Source organism: Ruegeria sp. YKSF070 (assembly GCF_059612725.1).
This window is the reverse complement of sequence record NZ_JBXWRD010000016.1, coordinates 15,532-40,065: the sequence shown is the minus strand read 5'-3', so window position 1 is coordinate 40,065 and position 24,534 is coordinate 15,532. Positions and strand designations below refer to the sequence as shown.

Sequence of the window (24,534 nt, the reverse complement as noted above, 5' to 3'; positions counted from 1 at the left end):
GGCTCACTTGGTGGCAGCGTCGACGACCGGGCGCCAGCTGCCCTCGTTCTCGGTCATCCAGGCGGCAACCACCTCTTCGACCTTGCCGCCATCGACATCGATCGCGCCCATCATCGGCTGCTGCGCCTCGACGCTCAGCTGATAGTTCGAAAGGATCTCGTGCGCGGCGGGCCATTTCTCGGCAAAGCCCGACCAGGACGCCTTGAAGATGCGGCTGGGCGAGAAATCGCAATCGTTGACCGCATTGGGGTTCGGACCCCAGGAGGCATCGTTGAAACAGGCCTCTTCGCCCGGCGGCAGGTCGATGAACTTCACGTCATAGGCCGACATCGCCCAATGGGGCTGCCAGAAGGTGATGAGCAGCGGCGACTTGCGCTCGGTCGAGGCGCGCAGTTCCGCGATCAGCGCCCCTTCAGAGCCCGCGGGCACCGCCTTGATCGGCAGGTCCAGACCGGTCATGCGGTCAGCGCCCGGCGTGCCCCAGTCGGCGGGATAGTCGACCAGCCGGCCCATCGGCAGGGTCTCGGCGGAAGCGAAGACCTGCGCGCAATCCCTCAGCGCCTCCCAGGCCGGCAAGCCCGGGCACAGATCGGCCACATGCGCCGGATAGGCGATGCCCTCGCGCGCGTTCAGGCCCAGGTCGCCGATCTCGGTCACCGTGCCCTCGGCAACCTTCTTGGCATATTCGTCCGATACGTTCGACGACCAGATTTCCAGCGTGGCGTGGATATCGCCATCGGCCAGCGCCTGGAACTGGTTCATCATGCCGGCGGTGACATATTCCACCTTGTAGCCCGCGGCCTTGAGCATCTCGCCGGCCACATGCGTGGTCACGTGCTGCCCGGTCCATTCGTTGATCGCCAGCTTGATCGGTTCGTCCGATGCGCCCATTTCGGCGGCGTTCACGCCTCCTGCCAGCGCGGCCAGCGCAAGTCCAAGTCCTACCCGTTTCATCTCATTTCTCCCTGTTGATCCGATTGGGTGCACTATCCGCCGATTCCGGGGAACTGTCACCAGTCCCTCGCATGGCGGTTTATTGATTGGTCAGTCAATAATCATCACACCATCCCTTCTTGTCGAGCATTTTTTTTGCGACGCGCTCTTCGGTCCTGTATGGCCTTGGCGACGGATGATCTCCGCGCCTATGCTCGACCCCGGACAAACCCATAGGAGACGCAGCTGATGTTGACCCCGCAAACCGCCCAGGCGCTGCTGAGCGAACATTTCGCCGATTGGGTGCTGGCGCTCGACCCCGAGGTGCTGGAGGCAGGGCGCGAACACGTGCTGGTGCGAATGCCGCTGGGGCCGCATCTGGCGCGAGCGGGCGGCATTGTCTCGGGTCAGGCGCTGGCAGCACTGGCCGATACCAGCATGGCGCTGGCCGCCATCGCACAGCAGGACGAACTTCGCCTGTTTGCCACCACCGACCTGCACACCCAGTTCCTGCGCCCCGGCGTTGGCCGGGCGATCCTGTGCCGGGCCCAGGTCGTGCGCGCGGGCAAGGCGCTGGTCTTTACCCGCGCCGACATGCACGAGGAAGACAGCGGCAAGCTGGTCGCAACCGCCACCGCAACCTTCTACGCGCCGTGACACGGGCGCCTTGCCCAACCTTGGGCAGAGTGGCACCATGCCCCCGATCACGGAGGTGAGACATGCACCATTTTGACGAGATCTTCGGCCTTGCCGCCGCGCGTCATGGCGGCAAAGCGGCGCTGGAGGCCAAGCTGACCCGGCCCAAACCCCCAGCCGAACTGACCGCCATACCCGAGGACCGCTGGCTGTCGGTGATTACCAAATGCGTATTTCAGGCCGGTTTCAACTGGAAGGTGATCGAGGCGAAATGGGACGGGTTCGAAGCCGCCTTTGACGGGTTCGACATCGGCCGCTGCGCCTTGATGGATGACGAGAAATTCGACGCCCTGTTGCAGGACACCCGCATCGTGCGCAACGGCACAAAAATCACCTCCGTGCGTGACAACGCGGCCTTTCTCCTGGAATTGCGGGACGAAGGCGGCGCCGGTCGGGTGCTGGGCGGCTGGCCGTCAACCGACTATGTGGGCCTTCTCGACCTGCTCAAGCGCCGGGGCAGCCGGTTGGGCGGCACCACCGCGCAATATGCGATGCGTTTTGCCGGGCGCGACAGTTTCATCCTGTCGCGCGATGTTACCGCCCGGTTGATCGCCGAAGGAGTTGTGGACAAGGCGCCCACCTCGAAAAAGGCGATGACGCAGGTCCAGGCCGCCTTCAACACCTGGATGGAACAATCCGGCCGCTCGTTGACCGAAATCAGCCGGGTGCTGGCGATGAGCCTTTGAGAGAGACGCGTGATTTTTCGCTTGCCCGACCTGTCGGCGCTTGGCTAGCGTCCGGGACAGGGACGGGTGGCGTGGCCGCTGCCCGCTCACCCCTGCGCGCGGCGGGACCGTGCAGGGGCGCTCCAGTTCTTTCCCGAACCGCAAGAGGCCCGCGCGCATGATCCTCCGCCTGTTCTGCCTGCTGCTGCTGGTTGCCGCCTGCGGCCGCCCGCTGACCGAGGCCGAACGCGCCTTTGCCACCCGCCTGCACGGCGACGCGCTCGATATCTCGCGGGTGCGCCTCGTCGAGGGCGCGCCGGTGGGCGCGGTGACCTTTCACCGCAAGCCGCGTCCGCGCGTGACCTGCCGCGAACGGATCCTGCCGCTGCAGAAGGAAGAGATCGTCACGGTCAAACCCGCTGCCGTAACCTTGTTCCACAAGGTCTATTTTGCGCGCGACTGGTATCTGGATGACTACATGCCGGACTATCCCGGTCGGGTGAACCTGATTGCCGCGATGCTGCTGGCACATGAGCTGACCCATGTCTGGCAATGGCAGAACCGGCGCGCCACCAGTTATCACCCACTGCGGGCGGCGGCGGAACATGGGGCCAGCGACGATCCCTATCTGTTCGACCTGCGCGAAGCACCCGATTTCCTGAGCTACGGCTACGAGCAGCAGGGCGCCATCGTCGAGGAATATGTCTGTTGCCGGGCGCTGGCCCCCGAGGCGCCGCGCACGCGTCGGCTGCATGACATGCTGGCGGCGGTGATGCCGGTGAGCGCCCTGCCGCAGTCGGGTCGAGAAAGCGACGTGCTGCTGCCCTGGCGCGATGCGGACCTGAATGGGATCTGCGACTGACCTTGCAACGCAGCGCCAGAGAAGAAAATTCGTCGAATTTTCTTCGCCTCCGCCCCGGTCGCGCGGATTACCCCGCCTCGGACACCTGGATACTTTCCAGATAGGCCAGCAACGCCGCCAGTGGCCGCGGCGTCGGCGTCATGACCCCGTCGATCTCGACCGGAACCAACTCTCCTTCGAGGAGGGCGCCAAAGGCTGGCATGATCTCTGCCGACACCTTGCCCCGCCCGTAGCCATCAATCTTGGTCAGGATCTCGGCCCGGGGAAAGTCTCCATCCCGCCGTTCCGCGATCCGGGTCAGGTCTGGCGCCTCGCCACCGCCAGACAATTCCGCTCCCTGCCCGCGATAATCGTGACAGGCCACGCAATTTGCGGCAAAGACCTGTTCGCCTTCCGCGGGGCCGGGCATGGCGTCGATCCGGGCACAGGCCGCAATCACAGCCAATATCAGAGCGGTTGCGGGTATGGCGCGCATGGCCTGTCTCCCATTCATTTCTCTTGCAGCGTCGCGATATAGGCCAGCAGATCGACAATCGGCTGGCTGGTCAAGATCGGCTGACCGGTTTCCGACTTAATAGCCACGTCGCGCCCTTCGAAATAGGGGCCGTAGACCGGCATAGGGCTACCATGGCTGACCAGCGGGTCTCGCCCGTCGATGCGTCGTACTATTCGTACGATAGGCAGCTCTCCATCCTCGGACAGACGCGTCAGATCCGCCGGGCTGATCACCAGAACGCCCGCCATCGGTCCGTGCCCGGTGGCCTCGATCCCGTGGCAGGTCGCGCAATGGTGGCGGTAGAGTTGCTCTCCCTCGGTCACATCCTGCGCCAAGGCGGGTGCGGCGAGGGTCGAGATCAGCAGGGCAGGCAGAAACGGCTTCATCAGGGTCTCCTCCAGTTTGCGCGCCTCAGGGCGTTTGCAGCGTTTCGACATATGCGGTCAGATCTACTATTGCGCGCGGTGCTGCGATGACATTTCCATCAGTTGTGGTAACGGCGACCGTCTCGCCGTCGAACAAAGGCCCGAATTCTGGCATCGCGCCCAGATGCCCCTTGCCGGGATAGCCATGGATCGTGGCCATCACGGACGCCGCCGGAAGCCGCCCGCCATGCGCGTCTGCAAGGCCACGCAAATCTGCGGGCGGCACCGGCAAGCGCGACGCTTCGGGTCCGTCCCCGGCGCCGGTCGGCCCATGGCAAGCCGCGCAATGCCGGGCATAGAGCCGCGCACCACCCGATCCTTCGGGGGCGCATGCAGCGAGCAGGAGCAAGGCCGGTAACAGAAGGCGCATGTTCAACGGACCACTATGATTACCCTGCCAGCCTGCCCCGGCGCGACACCCGGCGCCATGATCCAAATCAACGTGTGGCGCCGCCTCAGCCTTCGGCCGACAATCGCCCTTCGGTCAGGCGCACCACCCGGTCCATGCGCGCGGCGAGTTCCAGGTTATGAGTAGCGATCAGCGCCGACAGGCCGGTGCCGCGCACCAGTTCGACCAGCGCGTCAAACACCTGCTCCGAGGTTGCGGGGTCGAGGTTGCCGGTCGGCTCATCCGCGAGCAACAGGCGCGGCGCATTGGCCAGCGCCCGGCAGAACGCCACACGCTGCTGCTCTCCCCCCGACAGCGCCGCCGGGCGATGATCCGCGCGCCCTTCCACCCCGACGCGGGACAAAAGCTCGCGCGCGCGCGCCTCAGCCTGACGTTCACTCTCGCCATTGGCCAGCTGCGGCAGCACCACGTTTTCCAGCGCGGTGAATTCGGGCAGCAGATGGTGGAATTGATAAACAAAGCCCACGTCCCGCCGCCGCATCCCGGTGCGGGCGCGGTCGCCGCGCCCGGTCATGTCCTGTCCGGCGATCTGAACCTGACCCGCATCGGGCACGTCCAAAAGGCCCGCGATATGCAGAAGCGTCGACTTGCCCGCCCCCGAGGGCGCGACCAGCGCCACCATCTCTCCCTGCCCGACGCTCAGATCGACGCCGCGCAGCACGCGCACCTCGCCAGGTGTCCCCCTCAGATAGGTCTTTTCGATACCGCTCAGGCGCAATGTCGGCTCACTCATAGCGCAGCGCCTCCACCGGGTTCAGCCGCGCCGCGCGGCGGGCTGGAAAATAGGTCACGACACAGGAGAGGCCCAGCGACAGACCCGCCGCCTTGAGCACGTCAGCCAGCCGCAGTTCCGCCGGCAGCGCATAGATGCCGCGAATGGCCGGGTCCCAGACGCCGCCACCCATCACGAAATTCACGAAAGAGAAGATCGGGTCGATATAAATGGCAAAGAGGCAGCCCAGCACCACGCCCATCAGCGTGCCCAGGATGCCGGTAAAGGCGCCGCAGATGAAGAACACGCGCAGGATGGACCCCTCGCTCAGGCCGATGGTGCGCAGGATGCCGATATCGCGGCCCTTGTTCTTGACCAGCATGATCAGGCCCGAGACGATGTTCATGGTGGCGATCAGCACGAGGATCGACAGGATGATGAACATCACGTTGTCCTCGACCTCGAGCGCGCGCAGGAAACCGCCCGAGGCGTCCTGCCAGGTCCAGACCTGGGCGCCATCCCCGGCGGCACTCAGGATCGGGATCAGCACCCGGTCCAGCCGCTCGGGCTCGCTCACCATCACCTCGATCTCGTCGGCCACGCCTTCACGGTTGAAATAGGCCTGCGCCTCGGCAAAGGGCATGTAGGCGCGGGTGCGGTCGATGTCATAACGCCCGGCCGAGAACACATAGACAACCTCATAGGCGTTCACCCGGGGCGAGGTGCCCATCGGCGTGCGGGCACCATTGGGCGAGATCAGCTTGATCCGGTCGCCCACGGTAACCCCCAACTCGCGCGCCACGCCCGAGCCCAGGGCGATGCCCTCATCGAAGCGGGACAGGTCGCCATAAGAGCGGTCGGTATTCACGATGCCGGGCAGCGCGGCCAGATCGGCCGCAGCGATCCCGAACACCTCGACACCCGCGTTGCGGTTCTGGGCAGAGGCCATCACCTGCCCCTTGACCAGCGGCGCGGCGCGGGTGACGCCCGCGACCCCGGCCACCCGGGCGGCCATCTCGGCATAGTTGGGGATGGTCCGGTCAATGCGGCCATTGGCGTCGATTTCGCCGGGGTTGTAGACCGTCACATGCGCGTTGGCGCCCAAGATGGTGCCCACGAAATCTGACCGGAAGCCCGAGCGCACCGCCAGCGTCGCGATCAGCGCGAACACCGCCAGCGTGATGCCGATCAGGCTGATCCAGGTCATTACGCTGACCCCGCCCTCGGCCCGGCGCGCGCGCAGATATCGCCAGGCGATCTTCCATTCAAAGGGGGCAAAGGGGGCCGGTTGTCTGGCCATTTGTGGCTCCTGCTCGGGTTTGGCGCGGAGAGTGCGTTGCCCGCGCGGCGCGGTCAACCTCTGGCGACGGGCGCTTGTGCCGCGCAGCGGAGCGCCGCCCAGCCGCCGCATCGTTTCGTGGGTGGAAACAGTAAGGCGGTTCCACACTGTTTCGCCACCGAAATACCCAAAGTTTTAACCAAAATTACCACAAGGCTCCGTCAGGTTTTGTCTCGTCAACCAACGTCTGCCAGCATCGCAACACTGGGGCATATGAGCTGAGGTGATCATGACCATGACACGACCGATGTCACCGTCCACCAAGACCGCGCCGCAACCGGCAAGTTTCGACTGTGAAACCGCAGCCTTGCTGCGGGCGGTCATGTTGCCCCTGTTCCACGGCTCTGCAACCTGGGCCGAACTGATCGAGGCGATGCAACGGCGCGGCTATGGCCTTGCCTTTCGCGGCGGGGCCTTCTGCGTCATCGAGCGCGCCAGCGGCCAGCGCCTGTGCGGTTTGCGCTTTCTCGGGCTGGCGATGGAGGATCTGGTGACCCGCATGGGGCGGCCCTGCGTTCTGGCCCGTCCCGGCGCCTGTGCGGATGGCGATCTGCTGAGCCACCCGCCAACCCGGTCACCGGTTCACTGACCCGTCACAGCCAGGTGTGAAACGACCGCCCCGCCATCGGTTCCTCGCGGGACAGATGAGGGTGGTGCGGTGCATAGATGTCCGCCACTTTCTTCACCGCCTCTTCGGGGCTCAGCTCGACGCTTTCGCCGGTCTTGCGGCTGGTCAGCTCCACCACCCCATTCTTAAGCCCGCGCGGGCCCACGGTGATCCGCCACGGCAGACCGATCAGGTCCATGGTGGCGAACTTGCCCCCTGCCCGTTCGTTGCGGTCGTCATAGAGCGGTTCCAGACCGAGCGCTGTGAGCGCATCATAAAGCTTGTCGCAGGCCGCATCCGCCTCGTCGTCACCCTGCTTCAGGTTCACGATACCGCAATGGAAAGGCGTCACGCCCTCGGGCCAGATGATGCCCTTGTCGTCATGGCTGGCCTCGATGATGGCGCCGATCAGGCGGCTGACACCGATCCCGTGGCTGCCCATATGCACCGGCACCGGCTTGCCGTCGGGGCCTTGCACGGTGGCGCCCATCGGCTCAGAATACTTGGTGCCGAAATAGAAGATCTGCCCCACTTCGATGCCGCGCGCGCTGCGGCGGCGCTCCTCGGGGATCTGGTTGAACACCGCCTCGTCATGGGTCTCATCCGTGCGGGCGTAGAGCGAGGTGAACTCCTCCATCACCGCGCGGCACTGATCGACACTGTCATAGTCGATCTCGCGTTCGCCCAGGCGGATGTCGGTCACCTTGCTGTCATAGAAGACCTCGCTCTCGCCGGTTTCGGCCAGCACCAGGAATTCATGGGTGTCGTCGCCGCCGATCGGGCCAGAGTCGGCGCGCATCGGGATCGCCTGAAGGCCCATGCGCTCGTATGTGCGGATATAGCTGACCAGATGGCGGTTATAGGCGTGCAACGCGTCCTCTTTGGTGAGGTCGAAGTTATAGCCGTCCTTCATCAGGAACTCGCGGCCGCGCATGACGCCGAAACGTGGGCGGATCTCGTCGCGGAACTTCCACTGGATGTGGTAGAGCGTCAGCGGCAGGTCCTTGTAGCTGCTGACATGGCCGCGGAAGATGTCGGTGATCAGCTCTTCGTTGGTGGGGCCGAACAGCATGTCGCGCCCGTGCCGGTCGGTGATGCGCAGCATCTCCTGGCCGTAATCGTCATACCGGCCCGATTCGCGCCACAGGTCGGCCGATTGCAGGGTCGGCATCAGCATCGGGATATGACCGGCGCGGATCTGTTCCTCGTGCACGATGTTTTCCAGCTTGCGCAGCACCTTGAACCCAAGCGGCAGCCAGGAATAGATGCCGGCCTGGGCCTGCCGGATCATGCCGGCGCGCAGCATCAGGCGGTGACTGACAATCTGGGCCTCGGCGGGGTTTTCCTTCAATACGGGCAGAAAATATCGCGACAGGCGCATCGTGCTGGGTCTTTCATGAGTTTGGCGTTTGCAAGCGGTCTATGACATCGACGTGCAACAGGCAATCGCCCAGGCGCGGTTTCGCTGCGAGGGTGAACCGGTCAGAGCGCGAAAGATAGCGCACCGACCCTTGGGGAAGGGTCGGTGCAGGTCGCTCCACCGGCTAATCGGCCGGTGCCCCGAGCGGGTGTTTAAGATTGCCGGTACGGCGCAATTTCCGCATCGGCACCCGCAGTCGAAGATTCACTCACGGAGCCGTGATACCCTGCCCCGAGCATCCACCGCTGGCCAGTGCGGGAATCCTCAACCCCTGGTCTCGGCCACGTCCGAGGTAACAAAGATCAGGTTTAGAAAAGCCGCCTTTGCCACCGCCTGTGCGGTGGTTTCCACCCCAAGCGCGTCGCGCGCCTTGCGCAGGTGTTTCTCGATGGCGCTGACCGACAGGCCGGTCAGGACCTGGATATCCTGCATGGTCTTGCCATCCGCGACCCATTCCAGCAATTCGCGCTGCCGTTGGTTCAGACAGGCACTGCGCACTGGCAGCGGCAATTGCGAGAATTTCAGATGCGCCATGTTGCAGATCGCCAGCACCCGCGCCGAGATCTCGGGCCAGCGGGCATCCAGTGCCTCCTGGCTTTCATGCGTATGCGCGGCCAACCCCATGGCGCCCTTGTAGCGGCGCCCACCCTCGGCGAAACTGATCGAGATACCCGCCCGCCTGCGCCGGGCCTGCATGGAATCCATGGCCGCGCACTCGCTGTCCGACAGGCGCCCGGCGGCGCGTTCTTGCGCGACCCATCCCCATGACACCGCGCCGACATTCTCCAGCACCCAGCGATATTCCGCCGTCCGCAGGTAACGTCCGGTTTCGTGATGCGCCCGCACCCGTTCGGGGGAATGGGTGCTGCGGATATAGACGTCATGCGGATCGCCGATGCTTGCCCCCGAAAGCCCGCGTGTCAGGGCGTAGTTGACACGCTCGAATCCAAAAGGCGCCATCGCGTCGACCAACAGGGTCCAGACCGTTTCGGTCTCGGTCGCCTCGGCCATCCGGTTGAGGAGGTCGAGCACCCCGGACGCGGGCAAGCCGCCGTTCTTTGAATTGTTCTGTACGGCCACGGATGTTCCTTTGTATCTTTGCCCGCCTACCGTTGACAGGTTGCCAGAGGGCGCGATGCAAGTGCGGAAATCCTCATCCTTGCAACCCACAGGCCAAGGCAGCGCTTGCAAGCCCAGACACCATAAGCCAAAACCGAAGCATGAGTGAAATCTTCGCGCCGGAGGCCGCATGGCTCTGCCCGTAAAGGATCAACTGCGTTACTGGGGTGTTGCAACGGTGGTCTTTGTCGCCGTGCTCTACCTGCTGGGCGACGTGCTGCTGCCGTTTGTGATCGGTGGTGCGATTGCCTATTTCGTCGATCCGGTGGCCGACCGGCTGGAGCGTCTGGGCCTGTCGCGTTCGGCGGCCACCGCGGTGATCACGGTCGCCTCGGTGCTTCTGTTCGTGCTGATGGTGCTGATGGTGGTGCCGGCATTGATCGCGCAGATGATCGACCTCATCAACGTGCTGCCGCAACTGTTCCAGGACCTGCGCAGCTTTGTCAGCACCCATTTCCCCTCGGTGCTGGATCGCGAATCGAACGCGCATCAGATGATCGCCTCGGTGATGGAAACGCTGAAGTCGCGCTCGGGCGACCTGCTCAAGACCCTGGCCGGTTCGGTCGGCTCGGCCATCAACGTGGTGCTGCTGTTGGTGATCGTGCCGGTGGTTGCGGTCTATCTGTTGCTCGACTGGGACCGGATGATCGCGCGCATCGACCAATTGCTGCCGCTCGATCATGCACCGGTGATCCGGCGTCTGGCCGGAGAGATCGACGCTGTGCTGGCCTCTTTCGTGCGCGGCATGGGCACGGTCTGTCTGATCCTCGGAACCTATTATGCGGTGGCGCTGATGATCGTCGGCCTGCAATTCGGGCTGGTGGTCGGGCTGATCGCCGGGCTGGTGACCTTCATCCCCTATCTTGGGGCGCTGATCGGGGGTGCACTGGCCATCGGGCTGGCGCTGTTCCAATTCTGGGGCGACTGGCTGTCGATCGGGCTGGTGGCGGCAATCTTTGCCTTGGGTCAGGTGGTGGAAGGCAACCTGTTGACCCCGAAGCTGGTAGGGAGTTCGGTCGGGCTGCATCCGGTCTGGCTGTTGCTTGCATTGTCGGTCTTTGGCGCGCTGTTCGGCTTTGTCGGCATGCTGATCGCGGTGCCCGTCGCGGCGGCGCTGGGGGTGCTTGCGCGTTTCGCCACGGGACAGTATCTGGGCAGCCGCCTCTATCGGGGCCTCACCGGACAGGACGACGACTGAATGGCCCGACAACTCAGCTTCGACCTCCCCGCGATGACCGCGCTGGGACGCGAGGATTTTTTCGTCTCGCCCGCCAATGCGCTGGCGGTGGCGATGATTTCCGCACAAGTCTGGCCCGGCGGCAAGCTGGTGCTGACCGGCCCGGCGGGCGCGGGCAAGACCCACCTGGCCCATGTTTGGGCCGCCGAGACCGGCGGGCGTATCATCGCCGCAACCCACCTGGCCGAGGCCGATATTCCCGAGTTGGCATCCGGCCCCGTCGCGGTGGAGGATGTGCCGCTGCTGGCAGGCGACGATGCGCGTCAGGCACTGCTCTTTCATCTGCACAACCTGACCTTGGCCAATGGCCATCCACTGCTGCTGACCGGACAGCAGGCGCCCGGATTCTGGGGCCTGGCCCTGCCTGACCTGCAAAGCCGGATCGAGGGTGCACAGCATGTGGCGCTAGACCCGCCGGACGACGCCTTGCTGGGCGCTGTACTGGCCAAACTGTTCGTCGACCGGCAACTCAGCCCGGGACCCGAGGTGATCTCGTATCTGGTGAAACACATGGACCGCAGCTTCGAGGCTGCCGCCCGTACCGTCGAGGCGCTGGACCGCGTCGCGCTGGCCGAAAAGCGCGACATCACCCGTGCCCTGGCCGTTCGGCTGCTGAACGACCAGCCCGGTGCGGCCGGACACCGCAATTGACCCCAATGCCTCAATCCCGCATTCTGCCCACGCGAAGACAGGGGGCCGCATGAACCTGCAAACGGAAACATCCGTCCCGGACTGGGGGCCCTTCGGCAGACCACTTTTCGACGACCCCGGCGTCCGGGCGCTGTCGCGGATCGGCGTGGTGGATGTCGGCTCGAACTCGGTCCGCATGGTGGTGTTCGATGGGGCCGCGCGTTCGCCCGCCTATTTCTACAACGAAAAGATCATGTGCGCCCTGGGGGCCGGCCTTGCTGAGACCGGGCGGTTGAACCCCGAAGGCCGGGTGCGGGCGCTGGCCGCGCTACGCCGGTTCCAGCATCTGGCCGACGACCTGGACCTGCCGCCCCTGCGGGTAGTGGCTACCGCTGCCGTCCGCGAGGCCGCGGATGGCGCCGATTTCTGCGCCGAGGTAAAGCGCGAGACCGGCCTTGTGATCCAGGTGATCGACGGTGAAGAAGAGGCGCGGCTGTCGGCGCAAGGCGTACTGCTGGGCTGGCCCGGCGCCTATGGGCTGATCTGCGATATCGGCGGCGCCTCGATGGAACTGGCCGAAATCGGCAGCGGCAAGGTGGGACGCCGCCTGACCTCGCCGCTCGGGCCGCTGAAACTGCGCGACGTGCCAGGCGGTCGCCGGGGCCGCAAGGCACATATCAAACAGGTGATGAACGACCTGCGCGCCCAGCTTGGCCCCCAGCGCGACCGCCTGTTCCTGGTCGGTGGCAGCTGGCGCGCCATCGCACGTGTCGACATGCTGCGGCGGAACTATCCTCTCAAGGTGCTGCACGAATACCGCATGACCGTGCGCGACGTGCATGAAACCGCCCGCTATATTGAGCGGGCCGACCTGGACAAACTGCGCAGCAAGGCCGGCGTATCCGCCTCGCGCATGGCGCTGGTGCCCTTTGCGATCGACGTGCTGGCCCGGCTGATCCGCGAGTTCAAGCCCAAGGATATCGCCATCTCGTCATACGGGATCCGCGAGGGGCTGCTTTATGAACAGATGCCGCAGCGGCTGCGCGACCGTGACCCGCTGATCGAGGCCTGCTATTTCGCGGAATCCAAGGACGCCCGCCTGCCCGGTTTCGGCAAGCAGCTCTTTGAATTCGTGATGCCGCTGTTCAAATCCGCCCCCCGCCCGCGGGTACGGCTGATCAAGGCCGCCTGCCTGCTGCACGATGTCAGCTGGCGGGCGCATCCAGACTACCGCGCCGAAGTCTGTTTCGACAACGTGACCCGCGCCAACCTGGGCGGGCTCAAGCATTCCGAACGGGTCTTTATCGGCCTTGCCCTTCAACACCGCTATCGCAACAAGCGCGAGGGCAACCGGTTCGACCCGATATATGACCTGCTGGACGAGAAGAGCCAGACCCAGGCCGAGATCCTGGGCAAGGCAATGCGCTTTGGCGCCATGCTCTGGCTGAAACGCGACGCGCGGATGGGGCGGCTGACCTGGTACCCCAAGAAGCGCAAACTGGAACTGCACCTGCCGCAAGAGGCCGCACCCTTGTTCAGCGAAGTGGCCGAGGCCCGGTTCCAATCGCTGGTCTCGGCGCTGGGGGCCACGTCCGAGGTGTTGATCGAGGAGTGAGGGCGCGCGACAGTGCGGCAATCGCCCCGGTTTGTGGCAAGCTGCCGCTTGGGGGAAGGCGCCATTTATCTTGCGTTTCGATCAAGCACGCGCGCTCTGCTGGCGGTCAAAAACGTGACAAAACCAAAGCGAGTATTGCCATGGGTTTGTGACACGAGGTTTTTCGACAGTAGTAGTTGAGTGGTCTCGTGTGACAAAAACGACCGTTTATGGCGAAAACGTTATGGCGGTAGTTTTTGGGAAGTTCACAATGAAGGAGAAGCGAGCATACGCGAGACCCGTGACACGCCGCCATGTTGGTTACAACGTCAATCCAACTCCGACGCTATAGCCTTTCACAATCAATGGAAGCGACAGAAACATGAATTTTGAGGAGAAGGTCGCAACCCACTATGGCCATGGTAATCTCACAGCTGCAATTCGCAGTGGCCTGCAAGCTCAGGGTATCACACCGGAACAAGCAAGTGTCGAAGACCTCGGCCCCGTCGATGAGTTTCACATTGGCGGGCGCGCGGCAACCGTTCACTTCTTCGACCAAATTGATCTGTCCGAAACAAGCAAAGCGCTCGACATTGGCTGCGGTTTAGGTGGCGCGGCCCGCTATGCCGCACACACCTTCGGTTCACAGATCGAAGGCATAGACCTGACGCCGGAGTATGTCGAAACCGGTGACGCCTTGTGCCAATGGGTGAACCTTTCGGACAAGGTAAACCTCTCGGTCGCGAGCGCTCTCTCCATGCCTTTTGAGAGCGGCGATTTTGATGTTGCCTACATGATGCATGTCGGGATGAACATCGAAGACAAACATACACTCTTCAAGGAGGTCGCCCGGGTGCTGAAGCCTGGCGGGACGTTTGCCATCTACGACATTATGAGGTCGATTGATGAAGACCTTGTCTATCCTGTGCCCTGGGCGTCGTCTGCTGAGACATGCTGTTTGACAGACCCGGCAACCTATCGCGCTGCGCTTGAAGAAGGCGGGTTCTTGGTGCGACAGGAAAACGACCGACGGGACTTTGCGATTGATTTCTTCGCAAAGATGAAAAAGGCAAACATAGGTAAGAAATCTCCGCCACCGCTGGGATTGCATGTCCTCATGCAGCAAACGACCGCAGAGAAAATTCCCAACATGATTGCCAACCTGCAAGCGGGGCGCATCAAACCGGTCGAGATGTACGCCGTCAAACAGTAGTTTCGTCAAAACCTAACCGTCCATTCAACCGGCGGAAAGAACCGTTTGTGGCGCATAGGTGTTGGCAAGGGGTTTGTGTTCGGTGTGCGGGACGAAGCGAGCGTTGAAATTTGCAGACCGAAAGTCTGCTATTGCAGCCGTTCCATGGTGATATCGCACAAAAATCACAACCTACTTAGGAAGTTCGCGCCAGACCGTCGGATCAATGCTGGCCGCAGCGAAGATTCCGCCCCATAGCGCTCCGGGAATGCCCGGGCTCAAGACGTCCTGACCTGAAAGGATGAGACCCGGCACCGGGGTTTTTGCCTGGAGTGCGTCGCTCAGCACGCGTTCGGGGGTGACGTCTATGCCGTAGAAACCGCCGTGATGATGTCCCGTGATCGCCTCGGTGGAGAGGGGCGTCGATAGGTTGCGAAACACCACGAGCTTGGCGAGGTCAGGGAAATATGTCTCGAACTGCTCGAACAGGATATCCTCGACCTTTTCCTTGAACTCCCGGTAGTCCTCGCCTCGCGCACCCGGCTCCAGCCCGGCCCATTTCTCCACCACCGACCAGTCGGCCCAGGCAACGATCTCCCCCGCGTATTTCCGGGACGGGCCGGGATCGTGGGCGGAGTCCTTGAGCGAAACGAAGGAAACGAACATGCCTTCGGGCGGATTGTCGGGCGCGTCCGTCCAGAGGACGTCAACTTTTCCACTGGGGTATATCCAGTGGTTTGAGCGGGTCGCCCCGGCACCCTCGATATCGCCCTCGAACCCCATGAACAGGCTGAAATGGGCGACCGAGTGCGGTAGGGCGTTGATTTCGTCAATCCACTCCTGGTGTCCGCATCCCTCCGGAAGAAGATGGTTTACGGTTTCGCGCGCCCCTATATCGGAGATCACGAACCTGGCGCGGATTTCCTCTCCGTCTGCCGTGCGCACGCCCACGGCCCGCCGATCCTCGATGACCAGCGTTTCGACTTTGTTGTTTGCCCGCGCCTCTCCGCCGGCCTTCGTGATCGTCGGCAGGATGTGCTCGGCAATGGCAGCGCCACCACCCTCCGGATACCAGGCGCCACTCTCAAGGTAGGACCCGGTGATCAGGGCATGCATTGCAAAGCTTGCTTTACTTGGTCTGCCTCCGTGGTCGAACCATTGAGCGGCGAAGACTGCGGCGAGGTCGGGGTTGTCGGTGATCTCGTCAATCACCTCTTGCGTCGTCCGCTTGCACCAGCGGTCGATGGCATGGCTGTGCCACCACTTCATCGCCGAGCCGATGATTTCGGGCATAGCGCGGGTCGAAGTGGCCGTGAACGACGCTTGCCGACCATCCCTGAGCGCGGCGATCCAAGCCTCGATTGCCTTGGCCTCGTCCGGAAACCGGTCTTTTAGATCGCGCTCTTGCGCCTCCCAGGGTCGGGACAGGGACAGCGGTGCGGCGTCTCCGATATGCAAGTTATCGTAAATGGAGCCCATAGAGGCGAACTTAATCGGCGTGTCTGCCAGCCAGTCGAGCATGTGGCGCTCGCGATCTTCCGGGGCGAGGCAGTTGAGGTAGTGGATGCCCGCATCCCAAGAGAACCCTTCCATGGAGAAACTGTGGGTCAGCCCGCCAAGCGTCTGGTACTGCTCCAGTAAGAGTACCTTGTGCCCGAGCTTGGACAACGCGGCGGCTGCGGCCATGCCCCCCATGCCCGAGCCGATGACGATGGCGTCCAAACCCTTGTCTTCAGAGGTAGCCAAATCTGCTCTCCTTTGTATCAAAATGGTTAGGCTAGAAAATCTGTCTGCGCGTAAGGCTAACGATTGGTCGCAACATCCGACTTGATCGCGATCAATTTAGTTGTTGGGCCCAGTTTCTCGCTTCGCCGTGCCACCGCCATGTGCGGCAGGGCTTTCAGGTAATTCAGTAGCTGTTGCGGTTTTCGGTCATTCAAACTTCGTGCGGCGATGGCAAATAAGGGCTCTTTCCCGACCTTCTCTGCACCGCAGGATGCGCCAAAACCCATACGTTTCTGTCACAGGTAATAACGACCGTTTTTGGCCGGGAGGTTTTGTCTAGGGGTTATTGCCCACTGGGCAGCATTCAAGCAAACAAGCCGGGTCGCGGGATCGAGTTTCTTGGCTAAGCCTGGCCGAACGAAATCAAGTGACTCCCCATCTTGGGCCATGCAAGAGTTGTTTATGGCAACAGTGAACAGATACTTCGGGAACCCGGACCAACAGGCACTCGAACGCCGAGCCGATCTTCTATGGGAGATTGTCAAGGGTGATCCGCGCTATTCATGCCACGGGCGTGCGGTCGCCTTGATCGAAGACGGCGCTGAAGATGTCGATCTTCAAATCGCACTGGCACGGATGCAAGGTGTCGGCCCATCTCCACGCCTAACCCCGGAGGTTATGCAGTCCCGCAAGAACGCAATTGAGGAGGCTGGCCTTGTTACCGATGTCTATGAGCATTGGACCGGAGATGCTTCTTCAGTCTCAATTGCCAAAGAACTGCTCGCCCACCGTACATTGCCAGCCGAACTCGCTGTCATGGAGGTCGGAGCGGACACCTCAAACGAGGAATACGAGAAGCTAGACGCTTTAACTCAATCCTGTGGAGTGCTGTTGCCTGCCTCAAACTTCCTGTGTGGTGACGAGCGGCCTGCGGTTTGTTTGTATGCAAGAACAGTGGAAGGCGAAGCGGTTGGTGTGGCCGCTGCGATCGCAGAGAATCCTTCATCGTCATCGGAAGCAGGCAGAGTGTGGTGGGGCATGCTTTCGACGGCCGAACACTGGCGCGGGCGCGGTATTGCCAAACTCCTCGGCGCGATGACATTGGTCGCCATGGCAGAAAGGCAAAGCGTGCAATACTTCGGAACAGGCATTCGTGCTGGAAACACTGGGTCGGCGCGACTGTGCGAGGGTCTTGGATTTTCACCCTCAGGTTTGCTGGACTTGATGGCGATTGATCCTGTCACGATGTCGGGCGGACGAATGACCAAATAGCTTTCGGTCCCCACACATTGTTCCAGGCAACCACATTTCACGAAATTGCCAAAAACCCACATGTTTCTGTCATGGACAAGAACCACCGTTTTTGACACTGGACCAGAGTTCCAACCACGGAAACCTTGCGGCAAGCGCCAGGTTTGTCCTCACTCAGTACTTGTGGCACCTGTCTAGATATCTGTCATCCCCGGCGGGGTCGGCTCTACAGGTGCAACCGGCTGCGCCTCGGGCAAAGGTGTTTTGCGGCGGATGAGGATGTCGCCGTTGGGCAGCATCTCGGGCATCTCATAGACCGACCAGTCCTCGACCCGCTCAGCCAGATCGGCCAACGCCGGACCCATCTGTTCGAGGAAACTCAACACCGAGGGGCCGACGCTACCCGCCATGTCGCGCAGGTCCCTGAGCGCCGGTTCCATCTCCTGGCTCAACCCTTTGAGAAACAGTTCGGCGCCGCGTTCCATCAGCGAGCGGCCTTCCTCCTCGTCCTGCGCGGCGGCGGAAAGCGGGGCGGTCAGCATCAGGCCAAGGGCGATGAAAAGGATCGGTTTCATACGCCCAAGATAGGCATTCACGTGCGCAATTTCAAAGCTCAGATGTCGATATCCAACGACACCGGGAAATGATCGGACGCGGTCAGCAGCGCCTCGCGCAGCTCGACCATCTGCCAGCATTCGGCATCGTCGAACGGATGCCAGATGCGCCAGGCCGGACGCCGCGCCATAAGGCCCCGGCTGATCATCACGTAATCGAGCAGCGCCGACAGGTACCGCCCCTCGCCCGGCAGCTGGAACCGCGCCGTCGTCGGCAACGGCCCCGGGCGCACCTGCCGCGCCTTGTCGGCATGCGGGTCGTAGAGTCCCGCCTCAAGCAGGATCTCGACAGAAGAACGGCCAAAGAGATGTTCGAACTCGTCAAGACCGGGCCCGTCGTTCAGATCGCCCAGCAATACCACCTCGTCGCCGCGCGCCAGATGATCCTCGACCCGCTCGCGCAGCCAGATCGCCTGTGCCAACTGTTTGCGCCGGTTCAGGATCGAGATGCGGATCGCCTCGTCACGGGATTCGGCCCCGTGCGGCGCCTTGGATTTCAGATGCGCCCCGATCATGCGGAACCTAGTGCCCGTGGCGGTCTTGATCTCCAGTTCCAGCGGCGGTTTGGAAAAGCGCACCAGATCCTCGGTCGCGTCGATATCGAGGTCGATCCGGTAGGTGCCGTCGAACCGGGGCGGTGTGGCGCTGCCGCGCTTGCCGGTCTCCTCGCCCAAGGGATCGTGCCGCGCCTCAAGCCGGGCCGGATCGTAAAGCAGCGCCAGTTCCTGGTGTGTCTCGTTGACAAAGCCCATCGCTGCGGCGCGGGTTCGCAGGTCGAATGCTTCGGCAAAGGCGGTCAGCGCCCGAACCGTGTTCTGCGTCCGCCCGGTATTGGGCGCCTCGATGATCATCACCGCATCGGCGTCAAGCGCAGTCAGCACCTTGGCAATCGCCTCGACCTGCTGGGCGCGGGTGACATCGTGGCGCCCCGACCAGCGGTCATCCACCAACAGCCGGTCATTGCGGTCGAACAGGTTGGCGAACCACTCGATATTCCAGGTCGCCAGCCGCATCGCCCTAGACCCGCGCGCCGTTGAGTTCGTCCCAGGCGCGGTTGATGTCGATCATCTTCTTTTCGGCCAGGCGGATCGCCTCTTCGGGTACGCCGCGTGCCATCATCGCGTCCGGGTGTGTCTCGCGCACCAGCTTGCGCCAGACCTTGCGGATCTCGGGCATCGGCATGTCCGGCGACACGCCCAGCACCGTATAGGGATCCTTGGGGGCATCGGGTACGAAACGGGCACGCAGGGCATGGAACTGGCGGTCGGTCTGCCCGAATATCTGCGCCACGTCGGCCAGGAACTCGTTCTCGCCCGGATGATAGAACCCGTCTGCCATGGCGATGTGAAAGAGCCCCTCCATCAGGTCACACAGAACGGTGCTGTCCTCGGAGAACATGCCTTTGATCTTGCGGGCATAATCCTGATAGCCGGCAACATCGGTGCGGGCCATGTCAAAGACGCGCGCCGCGCCTGCCTCGTCGGCGCGGGCGATCTGGAACACCTCGCGAAAGGCGGTCACCTCGTCGCGGGTGACCCGGCCATCGGCCTTGGCCATCTTGGCTCCCAGCGCGATGACGGCAATGGCAAAGGCCACCGATTTCTCGGGCGGCGTGCGCAGGCGTTCGAACACGGCGCTCAGGCTTTCGCCCTGCGCCAGCGCGCTCAGCGCGTCGGTTATGCGGGTCCAGAGTGACATGGCGCCACACTAGCGCCTTCGCCCGGCGGTGTCAGGTGCGTCAATTTGGGTCAGCATCGAGAATTTTCTGCATCAGGATCAGGTCGAGCCAGCGCTCCTTCTTGTACCCGACCTGCGGCAGGCGCCCCACCTCGGCAAAGCCCAGTTTGCCATGAAACGCCACAGCACCCGGATTGGCGCCCGAGATACCTGCCACCAGCACATGCACCCCCTGGGCGCGGGCGACGCGCTCCAGTTCCGTCATCAGGGCGCGCCCCGCCCCCTGCCCCCGCGCGCCTGGGTCGAGCAGGATCGAATGCTCGCGGGTGCAAGCATAACCGGGCCCGGCACGAAACGGGCCATAGGTGGCAAAACCCAGAATCGCACCCGCCGCTTCGGCCACCAGATAGGCGGGCGCGCGGGCGGCGATATCACCGGCCACAGCCTCGGGCCTGCGCAATTCGGTGGTAAAGGTCACCAGCGTGTCGCCGATGTAATGATTGGCGATCCCGGCGATATCAGCCGCATCCTGCGCCCGCGCCGGCCGGACCCTCACGCCAGCACCCGTACCCCGTGCGGGGTGTCGATCTCGGCGCGCAGGCCCGATGGCCCGCTCTCGAACACCACCCTCTCCAGCGCTCCGCACAGCGCTGCCAGCGCCCGGGCCTCGGGATGGGTCACCACCAGTCGGCGCAGCGCGCAGCCCGAGGGCGCCAGCATCGCCGCCGGATGCAGATCGCCCTGCCACTCGATCAGCGCCGGAAACCGGTCGTCATAGGGCAGAACGCCGCTTGCCGGAACCGCCATCCGCCAGCTGAGCGCACCGCGCTCCAGATCGACGATATCCCCCGCCCCCGCCGGCGCCGCGCTCAGGGCCGCCTGCAGATCGGGCACCCGGCAAATCCAGTTGTTCAGCCGCGCCGGGCCCGAAAAGCGGTCCAGGTCGAACCAGCGCGGCCGCTCCGGCCCCGGCGCGCCGGGGTCGATGGCAATCGCCTCCAGATAGAGCCCGTCCGCCAGGCCCAGAAGCGTGTTATGGGTGCCAAACCGCGCATGCTGGCCACCGGGTTGCATCGCCACCCCCAGCGCCGCCTCCACATGCGCCTGCGCCGCCTCCAGCGTCTCGCCCGCCACCGCGATATGATCCAGTTCCATCACCATCCTCCTGCCTGGGCAGAGACTGACAGCAAAAAAGCGGCAAGCCAACGCCTGCCGCTTCTTTCTGGTTCGAAATACTCCGGGGGGAGGCCGCAGGCCGGGGGGCAGCGCCCCCTAGCCCCTGCCCTCAGCCCGCGCGCGCGTCGCGCACCAGCTTCAGGATATCCTGTGCCGCCTCGGGGATATTGGTGCCCGGACCAAAGATCGCCTTGACCCCGTGATCATAGAGGAACTGGTAATCCTGCTGCGGAATGACCCCGCCGCAGATAACGATGATGTCCTCGGCACCGGCCCTCTTCAGCTCTTCGACCAGTTGCGGTGCCAGCGTCTTATGACCCGCCGCCTGGCTGGAAATGCCGACCACGTGGACGTCGTTGTCGATGGCATCCTGCGCCGCCTCGGCGGGCGTCTGGAACAGCGGGCCCACGTCGACGTCGAAACCGATATCGGCAAATGCGGTGGCGATCACCTTGGCGCCCCGGTCGTGGCCGTCCTGGCCCATCTTGACCACCAGCAGACGCGGGCGGCGGCCCTCTTCCTCGGCAAAGGCCTCGATCGACTTCTGGATCGCGGCAAAGCCCTCGTCGCCCTCATAGGCCGCGCCATAGACACCGGCCAGGGTCTTCACTTCGGCGCGGTGGCGGCCGAATTCCTTTTCCATCGCCATGCTGATCTCTCCTACGGATGCCCGGGCGCGAGCCGCCTCGACGGCCGCTTCGAGCAGGTTGCCGCCTTCCTTGGTGCGGCGGGTAAGCTCGTCGAGCGCGGCGACACAGGCCGCCTCGTCGCGAGTGCTGCGGATACGCTCCAGCCGGGCGATCTGGGCGTCGCGCACCGCCATGTTGTCGACGTCGAGAATGTCGATCGGGTCTTCGCGGTCCTTGCGGTACTTGTTGACGCCAACGATCACCTCTTCGCCGCGGTCGATCATCGCCTGACGGCGGGCGGCGCTTTCCTCGATGCGGAGCTTGGGCATGCCGCTGGCCACGGCCTTGGTCATGCCGCCCATCTCCTCAACCTCCTGGATCAGCGCCCAGGCTTTCTCGATCAGGTCGTTGGTCAGGCTTTCGACATAGTAGGAGCCCGCCAGCGGGTCGACCACCTTGGTCACGCCGGTCTCTTCCTGCAGCACCAGCTGGGTGTTGCGCGCGATGCGCGCCGAGAAATCGGTGGGCAGCGCAATCGCCTCGTCCAGCGCATTGGTATGCAGTGACTGGGTGCCGCCCAGCACCGCGCTCATCGCCTCATAGGCGGTGCGGATCACATTGTTATAGGGGTCCTGTTCCTGCAAGCTGACGCCCGAGGTCTGGCAATGGGTGCGCAGCATCTTGGAGCGTTCGGATTTGGCGCCGAACTCGGTCATGATGCGATGCCAGAGCGTGCGCGCGGCGCGCAGCTTGGCAATCTCCATGAAGAAGTTCATGCCGATGGCGAAGAAGAACGACAGGCGGCCCGCGAACTTGTCCACGTCCATCCCGGCCTCGATGGCAGCGCGCACATATTCGCGCCCGTCGGCCAGGGTATAGGCCAGTTCCTGCACCAGGTTCGCCCCGGCCTCTTGCATGTGATAGCCCGAGATCGAGATCGAGTTGAACTTGGGCATGTGATCGGAGGTATAGCCGATGATGTCCGAGATGATCCGCATCGAGGGTTCGGGCGGATAGATATAGGTGTTGCGGACCATGAACTCCTTCAGGATGTCGTTCTGAATGGTTCCCGACAGCACCGATCTGTCATGGCCCTGCTCCTCGCCCGCGACGATGAAGCTGGCCAGGATCGGGATCACCGCGCCGTTCATCGTCATCGAGACCGAGACCTTGTCCAGCGGGATGCCATCGAACAGGATCTTCATGTCCTCGACGCTGTCGATGGCAACACCGGCCTTGCCCACATCGCCCACCACGCGGGGGTGGTCGCTGTCATAGCCGCGATGGGTGGCCAGGTCGAAGGCGACCGAGACACCCTGCTGACCGGCGGCCAGGTTGCGGCGGTAGAATGCGTTCGATTCCTCGGCGGTGGAGAAACCGGCATATTGCCGGATGGTCCAGGGACGGCCCGCATACATGGTCGCCTTGACGCCACGGGTAAAGGGGCCAAAGCCCGGCATCCCGCCCATATGCGGCAGTTCGGCTGTGTCTGCCTCGGTATAGAGCGGCTTGACGTCGATCCCTTCGAGCGTGCTCCAGGTCAGGTCTTCAACGGGGCGCCCGCGCAGCTCTTTCTCAGCCAGCGCCCGCCAATCGTCGGTCTTGCTCATTGCGTCTTCCTCTTGTCAATTCGGGTCTTGGCAGGGTTTGCCCCGCCGGTTTCTTGTTCGGATCGTCCATCAGCCAGGCCAGGCCATCGGCTCCGGCTGCCAGCCACATAAGGTCATCGGCATAAGTCTCGCGCAGGGCGGTGGCCTGCTCCGGAGAAAAGGGGCTCCAGCGCCCCTCGCCCTTGGGCAGCTGCGCCGCCAGAGCGGGAGGCAGCAGGCCGCGCAGCGCGGCCAGGTCCGGCGTGGGGTTCAGACGCTCGCGGCTGTGTTCGCGCGGCGCCGGGCGGCCGGTCACGGTGGCCAGCTGCGCCTCGGGGCGCCCGGCGAAAATTTCGAACGGCAGCACCCAGATGCGCGCGCCCGGTAGGGCGCAGGCGACATCGGTGATCACGTCGCGCCAGCCGCGCGGATTGCGCGCGATCCAGTCCAGCGCCACCTGCGACGGCAGGCCGAAGCCGCGCGCCAGACCATAGCCCAGGGCCGAGGCCCACCACAGATCCTGAGACCGGATGTTGAGCAGCACGTCGGTGACTTGCCCGTCAAAGGCCTGGCCATAGCGCGCCAGCCGCTCGCCTGCCGAGGGATAGAGTGCCGCCTGGCGCAGGTTCTCGCGCATCGAGCCCAGCATGTTCTCTTCGCTGACCAAGAGCCGCCGGGTCCCCGAAAGCGCGCTGCGGGACAGGTTCAGGCGCACGCGTCCCACGGCGCGGCGGCGCGGGTCGCGGCCGGTGGCGATGGACGGTCCGGGCAGGATGCCGCGAAACAGGCCCGTGCGGGTGCGGTGCGGCCCCCAGAAACCGGTGCCGTCGCGGGCCAGACGCTCTGCGTTCTGGCGCATGTAATGCTGAAAGGTGGTGGTCGCGCAGCGGTGCGCGCCGAGATGCAGGATAACGTCCATGGCTTCGCCTTTCTGGCCGACCATGCGGGCCGGTCGCGGGTTGGGGAACGTGACGACAGTCATGCCGAACCCCTGACGAAGCGATTAACGTTAAACTTTTTGCGGCCCCCGCACATCTGGACAGTCGCAATCGCGCCGTCCAAGTCTATATTGAACGGGACAGGAGACCGCATGAAACGACTATTCGCCCTTGTTTTCCTTGCCTTACTTCCGGTGTCGGGTTGGGCCGCGGATGCCGCGCAACCTGCCGAGCAGGACCTCATCCGCCCCGCCGGTGACAGCGATTTGAGCGAATTTTTATGGATAAAACGGCCCATCGTGATCTTTGCCGATACCGAGGCCGATCCAAGGTTCCAGCAGCAGATCGAGATGCTGCGCGAAGGCGCGGCGATGCTGGAAGAGCGCGATGTGGTGGTGCTGACCGATACCGACCCGTCGTCCCGCTCACCCGCCCGGCAGAAGCTGCGCCCGCGCGGTTTCGCACTGGTGGTGATCGACAAGGATGGCGGTGTAAAGCTGCGCAAGCCGACCCCGTGGAGCGTGCGCGAGCTGACCCGCACCATCGACAAGATGCCGACCCGCGAACAGGAAATCCGCGACCGGCGCGGGCTGGATTGA

26 protein-coding genes are annotated in these 24,534 nt (G+C 63.7%); 10 read left to right on the top strand and 16 right to left on the bottom strand.

Features of this window, described 5'->3' with window-relative positions:
• Positions 1–3: 3 nt before the first annotated feature.
• Positions 4–954, bottom strand: a complete 951-nt coding sequence (locus AC2FL1_RS10800) for an ABC transporter substrate-binding protein (protein ID WP_496876914.1) — start codon at positions 952–954, stop codon at positions 4–6.
• Between the two features lie 228 nt (positions 955–1,182).
• On the opposite strand from AC2FL1_RS10800, the gene AC2FL1_RS10795 reads away from it, so the two are divergent.
• The 3 genes from AC2FL1_RS10795 to AC2FL1_RS10785 all read left to right on the top strand — a co-directional run bounded on the left by AC2FL1_RS10795 (position 1,183) and on the right by AC2FL1_RS10785 (position 3,156).
• Entirely contained in the window at positions 1,183–1,590 is a 408-nt protein-coding gene (locus AC2FL1_RS10795) for a PaaI family thioesterase (RefSeq protein WP_496876913.1), read from the top strand.
• Between the two features lie 62 nt (positions 1,591–1,652).
• The gene (locus AC2FL1_RS10790) at positions 1,653–2,315 is read left to right on the top strand and encodes a DNA-3-methyladenine glycosylase I (protein ID WP_496876912.1); all 663 of its coding nucleotides are present in this window, start codon (positions 1,653–1,655) and stop codon (positions 2,313–2,315) included.
• A 157-nt stretch (positions 2,316–2,472) separates the two neighbouring features.
• A complete protein-coding gene (locus AC2FL1_RS10785) occupies positions 2,473–3,156 on the top strand; it encodes a hypothetical protein (RefSeq protein WP_496876911.1) in 684 nt (227 codons plus the stop codon).
• A 67-nt stretch (positions 3,157–3,223) separates the two neighbouring features.
• Here the strand turns inward: AC2FL1_RS10785 and AC2FL1_RS10780 are convergent, their stop codons facing one another.
• From AC2FL1_RS10780 to AC2FL1_RS10760, 5 genes are all read right to left on the bottom strand, one after another.
• Positions 3,224–3,631: a c-type cytochrome gene (locus tag AC2FL1_RS10780; RefSeq protein WP_234143280.1), complete on the bottom strand. Its 408-nt coding sequence runs from the start codon at positions 3,629–3,631 to the stop codon at positions 3,224–3,226.
• A gap of 14 nt (positions 3,632–3,645) precedes the next feature.
• Positions 3,646–4,038 carry a c-type cytochrome gene (locus tag AC2FL1_RS10775; protein ID WP_496876910.1) on the bottom strand — a complete coding sequence of 131 codons (393 nt, stop codon included), beginning with the start codon at positions 4,036–4,038 and terminating at the stop codon, positions 3,646–3,648.
• Between the two features lie 25 nt (positions 4,039–4,063).
• The gene (locus tag AC2FL1_RS10770; RefSeq protein ID WP_496876909.1) at positions 4,064–4,447 is read right to left on the bottom strand and encodes a c-type cytochrome; all 384 of its coding nucleotides are present in this window, start codon (positions 4,445–4,447) and stop codon (positions 4,064–4,066) included.
• A gap of 85 nt (positions 4,448–4,532) precedes the next feature.
• Positions 4,533–5,219: an ABC transporter ATP-binding protein gene (locus tag AC2FL1_RS10765; protein WP_496824958.1), complete on the bottom strand. Its 687-nt coding sequence runs from the start codon at positions 5,217–5,219 to the stop codon at positions 4,533–4,535.
• Entirely contained in the window at positions 5,212–6,498 is a 1,287-nt protein-coding gene (locus AC2FL1_RS10760) for a lipoprotein-releasing ABC transporter permease subunit (RefSeq protein ID WP_496876908.1), read from the bottom strand. The genes AC2FL1_RS10765 and AC2FL1_RS10760 overlap by 8 nt, the downstream gene beginning before the upstream one ends.
• 268 nt (positions 6,499–6,766) lie before the next feature.
• On the opposite strand from AC2FL1_RS10760, the gene AC2FL1_RS10755 reads away from it, so the two are divergent.
• Positions 6,767–7,126, top strand: coding sequence for a hypothetical protein (locus AC2FL1_RS10755; protein WP_496824961.1), 360 nt, complete (start codon positions 6,767–6,769; stop codon positions 7,124–7,126).
• A gap of 4 nt (positions 7,127–7,130) precedes the next feature.
• On the opposite strand, the gene proS is transcribed toward AC2FL1_RS10755, so the two are convergent.
• Both proS and AC2FL1_RS10745 read right to left on the bottom strand, forming a co-directional pair.
• A complete protein-coding gene (gene proS / locus AC2FL1_RS10750; RefSeq protein WP_496824963.1) occupies positions 7,131–8,525 on the bottom strand; it encodes a proline--tRNA ligase in 1,395 nt (464 codons plus the stop codon).
• 303 nt (positions 8,526–8,828) lie between these two features.
• Positions 8,829–9,644: a helix-turn-helix transcriptional regulator gene (locus AC2FL1_RS10745; protein ID WP_496876907.1), complete on the bottom strand. Its 816-nt coding sequence runs from the start codon at positions 9,642–9,644 to the stop codon at positions 8,829–8,831.
• A 169-nt stretch (positions 9,645–9,813) separates the two neighbouring features.
• On the opposite strand from AC2FL1_RS10745, the gene AC2FL1_RS10740 reads away from it, so the two are divergent.
• The 4 genes from AC2FL1_RS10740 to AC2FL1_RS10725 all read left to right on the top strand — a co-directional run bounded on the left by AC2FL1_RS10740 (position 9,814) and on the right by AC2FL1_RS10725 (position 14,357).
• A complete protein-coding gene (locus tag AC2FL1_RS10740; protein WP_496824967.1) occupies positions 9,814–10,881 on the top strand; it encodes an AI-2E family transporter in 1,068 nt (355 codons plus the stop codon).
• Positions 10,882–11,571, top strand: coding sequence for a P-loop NTPase family protein (locus AC2FL1_RS10735; RefSeq protein WP_496824969.1), 690 nt, complete (start codon positions 10,882–10,884; stop codon positions 11,569–11,571).
• 49 nt (positions 11,572–11,620) lie between these two features.
• Positions 11,621–13,165, top strand: a complete 1,545-nt coding sequence (locus AC2FL1_RS10730) for a Ppx/GppA family phosphatase (RefSeq protein ID WP_496824971.1) — start codon at positions 11,621–11,623, stop codon at positions 13,163–13,165.
• A 361-nt stretch (positions 13,166–13,526) separates the two neighbouring features.
• The gene (locus tag AC2FL1_RS10725) at positions 13,527–14,357 is read left to right on the top strand and encodes a methyltransferase domain-containing protein (protein ID WP_496824974.1); all 831 of its coding nucleotides are present in this window, start codon (positions 13,527–13,529) and stop codon (positions 14,355–14,357) included.
• 171 nt (positions 14,358–14,528) lie between these two features.
• Here the strand turns inward: AC2FL1_RS10725 and AC2FL1_RS10720 are convergent, their stop codons facing one another.
• Positions 14,529–16,082: a phytoene desaturase family protein gene (locus tag AC2FL1_RS10720; RefSeq protein WP_496876906.1), complete on the bottom strand. Its 1,554-nt coding sequence runs from the start codon at positions 16,080–16,082 to the stop codon at positions 14,529–14,531.
• 426 nt (positions 16,083–16,508) lie between these two features.
• On the opposite strand from AC2FL1_RS10720, the gene AC2FL1_RS10715 reads away from it, so the two are divergent.
• A complete protein-coding gene (locus AC2FL1_RS10715) occupies positions 16,509–17,333 on the top strand; it encodes a GNAT family N-acetyltransferase (protein ID WP_496876905.1) in 825 nt (274 codons plus the stop codon).
• Between the two features lie 173 nt (positions 17,334–17,506).
• Here the strand turns inward: AC2FL1_RS10715 and AC2FL1_RS10710 are convergent, their stop codons facing one another.
• From AC2FL1_RS10710 to AC2FL1_RS10680, 7 genes are all read right to left on the bottom strand, one after another.
• Entirely contained in the window at positions 17,507–17,887 is a 381-nt protein-coding gene (locus AC2FL1_RS10710) for a hypothetical protein (RefSeq protein ID WP_496876904.1), read from the bottom strand.
• Positions 17,888–17,925: 38 nt separating this feature from the next.
• Positions 17,926–18,939: an endonuclease/exonuclease/phosphatase family protein gene (locus tag AC2FL1_RS10705; protein ID WP_496876903.1), complete on the bottom strand. Its 1,014-nt coding sequence runs from the start codon at positions 18,937–18,939 to the stop codon at positions 17,926–17,928.
• Between the two features lie 4 nt (positions 18,940–18,943).
• Entirely contained in the window at positions 18,944–19,624 is a 681-nt protein-coding gene (locus AC2FL1_RS10700; protein WP_496824984.1) for a TerB family tellurite resistance protein, read from the bottom strand.
• 40 nt (positions 19,625–19,664) lie between these two features.
• Positions 19,665–20,159 carry a GNAT family N-acetyltransferase gene (locus AC2FL1_RS10695; RefSeq protein WP_496876902.1) on the bottom strand — a complete coding sequence of 165 codons (495 nt, stop codon included), beginning with the start codon at positions 20,157–20,159 and terminating at the stop codon, positions 19,665–19,667.
• Positions 20,156–20,758, bottom strand: a complete 603-nt coding sequence (locus AC2FL1_RS10690) for a VOC family protein (protein ID WP_496824987.1) — start codon at positions 20,756–20,758, stop codon at positions 20,156–20,158. Before AC2FL1_RS10690 ends, AC2FL1_RS10695 begins: the two co-directional genes overlap by 4 nt.
• Before the next feature lie 130 nt (positions 20,759–20,888).
• Positions 20,889–23,018 carry a methylmalonyl-CoA mutase gene (scpA, locus tag AC2FL1_RS10685; protein WP_496876901.1) on the bottom strand — a complete coding sequence of 710 codons (2,130 nt, stop codon included), beginning with the start codon at positions 23,016–23,018 and terminating at the stop codon, positions 20,889–20,891.
• Positions 22,984–23,979, bottom strand: coding sequence for a hypothetical protein (locus AC2FL1_RS10680; protein ID WP_496876900.1), 996 nt, complete (start codon positions 23,977–23,979; stop codon positions 22,984–22,986). Before AC2FL1_RS10680 ends, scpA begins: the two co-directional genes overlap by 35 nt.
• Before the next feature lie 108 nt (positions 23,980–24,087).
• On the opposite strand from AC2FL1_RS10680, the gene AC2FL1_RS10675 reads away from it, so the two are divergent.
• Entirely contained in the window at positions 24,088–24,534 is a 447-nt protein-coding gene (locus AC2FL1_RS10675; RefSeq protein ID WP_496876899.1) for a DUF4174 domain-containing protein, read from the top strand.